This window comes from Bacillus sp. JJ634, assembly GCF_036962285.1.
Taxonomy (GTDB): Bacteria; Bacillota; Bacilli; order Bacillales; family DSM-1321; genus Peribacillus; species Peribacillus asahii_A.
Window position 1 is genome coordinate 1 of sequence record NZ_JBALMU010000197.1, and the last position, 6,195, is coordinate 6,195.

Here is a 6,195-nt window from a genome sequence, read left to right on the forward strand (position 1 = left end):
TAATTATAGAAAGTGCCTTTTGAAATTCCGCTATAGTCTAAAATGTCTTGAATGGATGTTGCTTGATATCCTTTTTCGACAAATAGTTGATGAGCATTCTTTAGCACTTGCTGCTTCCGCTCTTTCATTTGGATACATCACCTTTTTAAAATAATAAGAAAGCATGTTTAACTTGTAACTTTTAGACTGTCGTTCTAAAAAATATACTATCTCATTTATATTCAGATGACAAATTGACTTGAATCGATATTGCCAAAATAGCATGAAAGGAGTATGATATTTTTGTATTAGAACGGTTGTATAAAAAAATAGACTAACGTTACAAGGGGGTCGGAAATATGAGCGATTCAGCAAATGCAAAGCGTCCACCGTATGGGATTATTGGAATTCTGTTAGCAGGTGCTTTTATTGCTTTTCTGAATGGAACGTTATTAAATATAGCCTTACCGTCTATTATGAAAGATTTTGATATTTCCGCGACGACTGTTCAATGGTTGGTAACGGGGTACATGTTAGTAAATGGAGTATTGATTCCAACAACAGCTTTTTTAATTCAGAAGTATTCTGTAAGGCATTTATTTTTAATAGCTATGCTTTTGTTTACAATTGGTACGGTTGCTTCAGCAGTCGCCCCTAGTTTTGCAATTATTTTAGTGGGACGCATGATTCAAGCCGCAGGTTCTGCCATTATGATGCCGTTGTTGATGAACGTTATGCTAACAAGTTTTCCGATTGAAAAGCGCGGAACAGCAATGGGTGTTTTCGGATTAGTCATGATTTTTGCTCCAGCAATTGGTCCTACTTTATCAGGGTGGATTATTGAACATTACACGTGGAGAACATTGTTTTATATGATTGCACCAATTGCAGCGCTTATTGTAATATTTGCTTTCTTTATGCTCAAAGATAAAAAAGAGAAAGTAAATATTACACTTGATATACTTTCGCTTGTTTTATCGAGTATAGGATTTGGTGGATTATTATACGGTTTCAGTTCTGCAGGAGATAAAGGATGGGGAGATATAGAAGTTTATGGAACGATTATTATCGGAGCGATTGCTTTAATCTTATTTATTCTTCGTCAATTGAAATTGGAGAGACCCATGCTCGATTTCCGCATTTATAAACATCCGATGTTTGCACTTTCTTCTGTTATTTCGATGGTCGTGAATATGGCACTATTTTCTGCCATGATTTTAATGCCTATTTACGTACAAACGATTCGAGGCATTTCACCTATCCATTCAGGGTTATTAATGTTACCGGGTGCGGTTGTTATGGGGATTATGTCGCCGATTACCGGTAAACTATTTGATAAACATGGTGCAAGAAGTCTAGCGATTATTGGATTAGTAATTACAGCTGTTTCTACGTACTATTTTAGTACTTTGTCGTTAACAACTCCATATTGGGAGTTGATTACACTGTACACCGTTCGGATGTTTGGTATGTCCATGGTTATGATGCCAATTATGACAAATGGATTGAATCAACTACCACAACGAATGAATCCGCACGGTACAGCTATGAACAATACCTTGTCCCAAGTGTCAGGGGCAATTGGTTCTGCTTTATTGGTTACGGTGATGTCTAAACGGACGGAAGCACATGCCGAAGAATTAATGGAATCTGCGATGAGTCAAGTAACGGGGCAGCCGACTGCTGAAGCGCTAGCAGCTATCAAAGGTGAAGTAATGGTGAAGGCGATGGTGGACGGAATCAATGATGCCTTCTTAGTTGCTACTGTTCTTATAGGGGTAGCGTTACTTTTATCGTTTTTCATTAAACGGGCTAAACCAGCAGAAGAAATATATGCTAAAGAAGCACCAAAACATGCTTAATGCAAAGGAGGCTGCCCCCAAAAGTCATGAAAATGGCTTTGGGGGCAGCCTCCTCGTTTTGTTGAACAATCATTCTCCTCAGATCATTCATTACTTTTTACCGTCTTCAAAAGGTATGTTGAAGGCCAAAATGGAGGAATCAGACAAGGGAAATGTCCTTCATCGGAGCTATGAACAACAAAATCCTGCAAAGGAATGGAGCTGTCCATTGGATTTTTGTTAATGCTTTTTATTTTAGGGGCTTTTTAGACAGCCCTTGTATATCTGAAACATTTGATTTTCAAAAAGGATGAAAATGAATGATCTAAACTAGGTATTTTTATAATTTATATTGAATATAGTAATTTTGGTCATTCTCTTTTATACCCTTTCATTAGAGCTTATTGATAAATTATTAAAATCATACATTTAAAAGAAAGAATACAAAATTGGAAAATATTTAATAGTGGTTATATAATTAAACTAGATTTCTATCTTTTATTTTACCAATTTATTGGGATGTTATTCCAAATGAATATTATTACTTTATTAAAATTATTATAAATAAGTATTGATTTTTAATTAATATAGTTTATTATATTAATTATCAATAATAATTCTAATTAAGAGGTGACGTGAAGATGACGAAAAAACTAACGACAAGCTGGGGAGCACCAGTAGGCGATAATCAAAACTCTATTACAGCTGGACAACGTGGACCAGTTCTCATTCAAGATGTACATTTATTAGAGAAATTAGCACACTTCAACCGCGAACGTGTTCCGGAGCGAGTTGTTCATGCGAAAGGTGCTGGAGCGTATGGTACTTTTACCGTGACGAATGATGTGTCGAAATATACAAAAGCGAAGCTATTCAATGGTGTTGGAAAAGAAACAGACATGTTTATTCGCTTCTCAACAGTAGCTGGAGAATTAGGTTCAGCTGATACAGTTCGTGACCCGCGTGGATTCGCTGTTAAGTTCTACACAGAAGAAGGAAACTACGATATTGTCGGGAATAATACACCAGTTTTCTTTATTCGTGATGCCATTAAATTCCCGGATTTCATTCATACACAAAAAAGAGACCCGAGAACACACTTGAAGAACCCAACAGCGGTATGGGATTTCTGGTCACATTCTCCTGAATCTTTACATCAAGTAACAATCTTAATGTCTGACCGTGGTATTCCAGCTACTCTTCGTCATCAACATGGGTACGGAAGCCATACGTTTAAATGGGTAAATGCAGAAGGACAAGCGGTATGGGTAAAATATCATTTCAGAACAGAACAAGGGGTTAAAAATCTTGATGTGGACCTTGCTGCAAAACTTGCAGGGGAAAATCCAGATTATCATACAGAAGATTTATTCAATGCGATTGAAAAAGGTGATTTCCCGGCTTGGAAGCTTTACGTTCAAATTATGCCTTTAGAAGATGCTGACACGTACCGCTTTGACCCGTTTGATGTAACAAAAGTTTGGTCGCAAAAAGATTACCCATTAATTGAAGTAGGACGTATGGTTCTAAATAAAAATCCAGAAAACTACTTTGCTGAAGTAGAGCAAGCAACATTCTCGCCAGGAACATTTGTACCAGGTATAGAGGCTTCTCCAGATAAAATGCTTCAAGGACGCTTATTTGCATATGGAGATGCACATCGTTACCGTGTTGGTGCAAACCATAACCAACTTCCAGTTAATCGTCCAAGAGCAGAGGTTAATAATCATCAACGCGATGGTTTTATGGCTGGAGATGGTAATGGTGGACGTTCTGTATACTATGAGCCAAATAGCTTTGGTGGTCCAAATGAAGTACCTGAAGCGAAAGTTACTCCATTTGATGTAACAGGACAAGCTGCGCAAGTAGCATATGATCATGATGATCATTACACTCAGGCTGGTGACCTTTATCGCTTGCTGAGTGAAGAAGAGCGTACTCGTCTAGTTGCCAATATTGTAGGGGCGATGAAGCCGGTAGAACTTGAAGAAATTAAACTTCGTCAAATTAGCCACTTCTACAAAGCAGATCCAGAATACGGTACACGTGTTGCTGAAGGGCTTGGCCTAGCTGTGCCGCAACAAGCTTAATAGATTAGTAAAAAATAGGTATCCCCGTATTGAGGGGATACCTATTTTTTTAAGATTTATCGTTAGAAAGATGAAACTTGGATACATATTGTGCAAGTGTATTGATTACGAGAGAACTTAGTTCATTATCATAGCGTGTGTCTTGAATTAAATGCACCATTTTCTTAGTGGACCTATCAACATTTTCCACCGTACGGAAGTTTTGTTCGTTGACGATGGCGATGCTGCGAATGATATCACGCATTTGTTCTGTTACATTTGGTTGGGTTGCAGATGCTTGAGACATGGATGTTAATACATCACGTACAACGCGAATATATTCAGAACCTTTTTCCACTTCGTCGCTGCTGTTTTGAATAGAATTCTGAACAAGTGAAGAACTGTGTTCGATGTTTTCTAACGTATGTTTAATTTCCTTTGTTGCGAAAGTCGTTTGATCGGCGAGCTTGCGTATTTCTTGGGCAACAACAGCAAAACCTCTTCCATACTCGCCGGCGCGAGCAGCTTCAATTGTTGCGTTTAAGGCGAGCAAATTCGTTTGTTCAGCAATAGCATTAATTGTATTGACGATGCGTTCAATATTTTGAGAAGATTGTGTGAATGTTTCGGTTAAGGTGAGCGTATCATGAACCTTTTTCACAATCTCGCTCATTTTATCGTCGATGCCTGCGACTTGTTTTTGTGCTTCGAGCAATTGTTCCTGACTCATTTTTTCCATACCATTTAATGTTTCGTGGATTTGATCGACTTGATTCATAGCTTGATGTACGTCGTGTAATTGCTGCTGTGTGCTCTCTAACATTTCATTCATTTGTTCAATAACGGAATGGGAGTTTTGCTCAACGATAACGGTTCGCTTATGTAATGTTTGATTCATTTGTTCGACATCAAGTGCAGCTGATTTTACTTGATAAATTAATTCTTCTTGACTGTCTATGAAATTATTAACCCAGCGTCCCATAGCCCCCGTTTCATCATTGGAAAGCAATTCTTTTTTTACACGAATCGTTAAGTCACCGCCGCCTTCTGCGATTGTTTGAATCATTTCCGTCACTCGATTTAAACGATTAACAATTGGTTTTAATTGTTTTTTATAAAAATAGGAAGTGGCGAGTACACCGTATAAAATGTTAATGAGTAAAGCTAACCATGGTGGAACGAAAAAAGCCGTTAAAAGTTGATAGAGTACAATTCCAAGCATGGTAAGCAGGATGAAGCTCTTGCCTAAACGAAAGCCGATAGAACGTGTTCGATATACTTCTTCTAAATCACCTTCACACATCATACCCCAAACATCAGGTGAACCAGGCAGCTGGAAAGTAACTCCTTTTCCGATGACGGGAATGTGGCGATAATCAGGATATCCAGGAAACTCAACGAATAGATTTTCTCCATTGTCAATCGTATGTTGAACACCAGGATGTAATTTTTGGGTGGCAGGATCGGTGAAGCGAATTTCAAATTCAGTATGCTTCTTAATTTTTACAATTCCCCAATGTTTTGTTGTTACACCATCTTTTAAATTCTCTCCGAGTGAGAAGGTCTGGTCTTCAAACCGGCTGCGAGATAATGCTATCCCTTGTTCGATAGATGGATCTAGGTGAGAGTCAATCATAAAAATATAATTATCGCCGGAATCTTGATAAATATGTCCAGCCTCTCGTTGAATTAAATCTCCTATCACATCGTTTGGAAGTCGACCGACTAGTATATAAACGAGGGCGCCATCTTTTATGACGGGTTGGAAAAATAAAATCGTAACTTCATCATGGAATTTGGAAGTGCGGGGTCCGATTTCTAATGTTAACGAATCCGTAAAGGGACCGTAAAGAAGGTGCTGCTCCGTTTCGATGACCCGCTCTATTGCTTTTTTATATATTGGAGTTTGATTTGTATTGTAAGTGTGACCGATATGCTTTGGGTAGCTTGAAAAGACTACTTTTCCTTGTGGATTTAGAATGAATAATTCAGTAAAATATGTACTTTTTTCTTTGGAAACTTCTAAAAAAGAATTTAAATTTTGCTCAGAGATACGTTCTAATTCTTGCGCTCGTTTTTCTAAAGAAGCCCATCGCTCATTGGTCCATTCGTATAAAAGATTAACGCGAGTCTTTGTGATGCTTTCAAAAATTTCCTCGACTGACTCTTTGGATGAGCGATTCAACCTATACGACCACCATAAAGGGAGACCTTCTTTAAAATCTAACCAGTCAAAAAAGCCCATATGTATTCTCATTCCCTTCTGACTTTATTAAAAAATTGGTTCTGTTAAATAACGTTGTTGA

At 37.9% G+C, this 6,195-nt stretch carries 5 protein-coding genes; 3 read left to right on the forward strand and 2 right to left on the reverse strand.

Annotation, left to right across the window (positions count from 1 at the left end; genetic code table 11):
• The coding region (locus V7068_RS21710; RefSeq protein ID WP_499714508.1) for a TetR/AcrR family transcriptional regulator at positions 1-128 on the reverse strand (128 nt) is incomplete at its 3' end.
• A 210-nt stretch (positions 129-338) separates the two neighbouring features.
• Here V7068_RS21710 and V7068_RS21715 point away from each other — a divergent pair.
• From V7068_RS21715 to katA, 3 genes are all read left to right on the forward strand, one after another.
• Positions 339-1,841 (forward strand): DHA2 family efflux MFS transporter permease subunit, encoded by a 1,503-nt coding sequence (locus tag V7068_RS21715; protein WP_499714504.1) that lies wholly within the window; start codon positions 339-341, stop codon positions 1,839-1,841.
• Positions 1,834-2,064 (forward strand): hypothetical protein, encoded by a 231-nt coding sequence (locus tag V7068_RS21720; protein WP_499714505.1) that lies wholly within the window; start codon positions 1,834-1,836, stop codon positions 2,062-2,064. Before V7068_RS21715 ends, V7068_RS21720 begins: the two co-directional genes overlap by 8 nt.
• Before the next feature lie 397 nt (positions 2,065-2,461).
• The gene (gene katA, locus V7068_RS21725; protein ID WP_499714506.1) at positions 2,462-3,910 is read left to right on the forward strand and encodes a catalase KatA; all 1,449 of its coding nucleotides are present in this window, start codon (positions 2,462-2,464) and stop codon (positions 3,908-3,910) included.
• A 49-nt stretch (positions 3,911-3,959) separates the two neighbouring features.
• Here katA and V7068_RS21730 read toward each other — a convergent pair whose 3' ends face one another.
• Entirely contained in the window at positions 3,960-6,146 is a 2,187-nt protein-coding gene (locus V7068_RS21730; RefSeq protein WP_499714507.1) for a methyl-accepting chemotaxis protein, read from the reverse strand.
• Between the last annotated feature and the right edge of the window lie 49 nt (positions 6,147-6,195).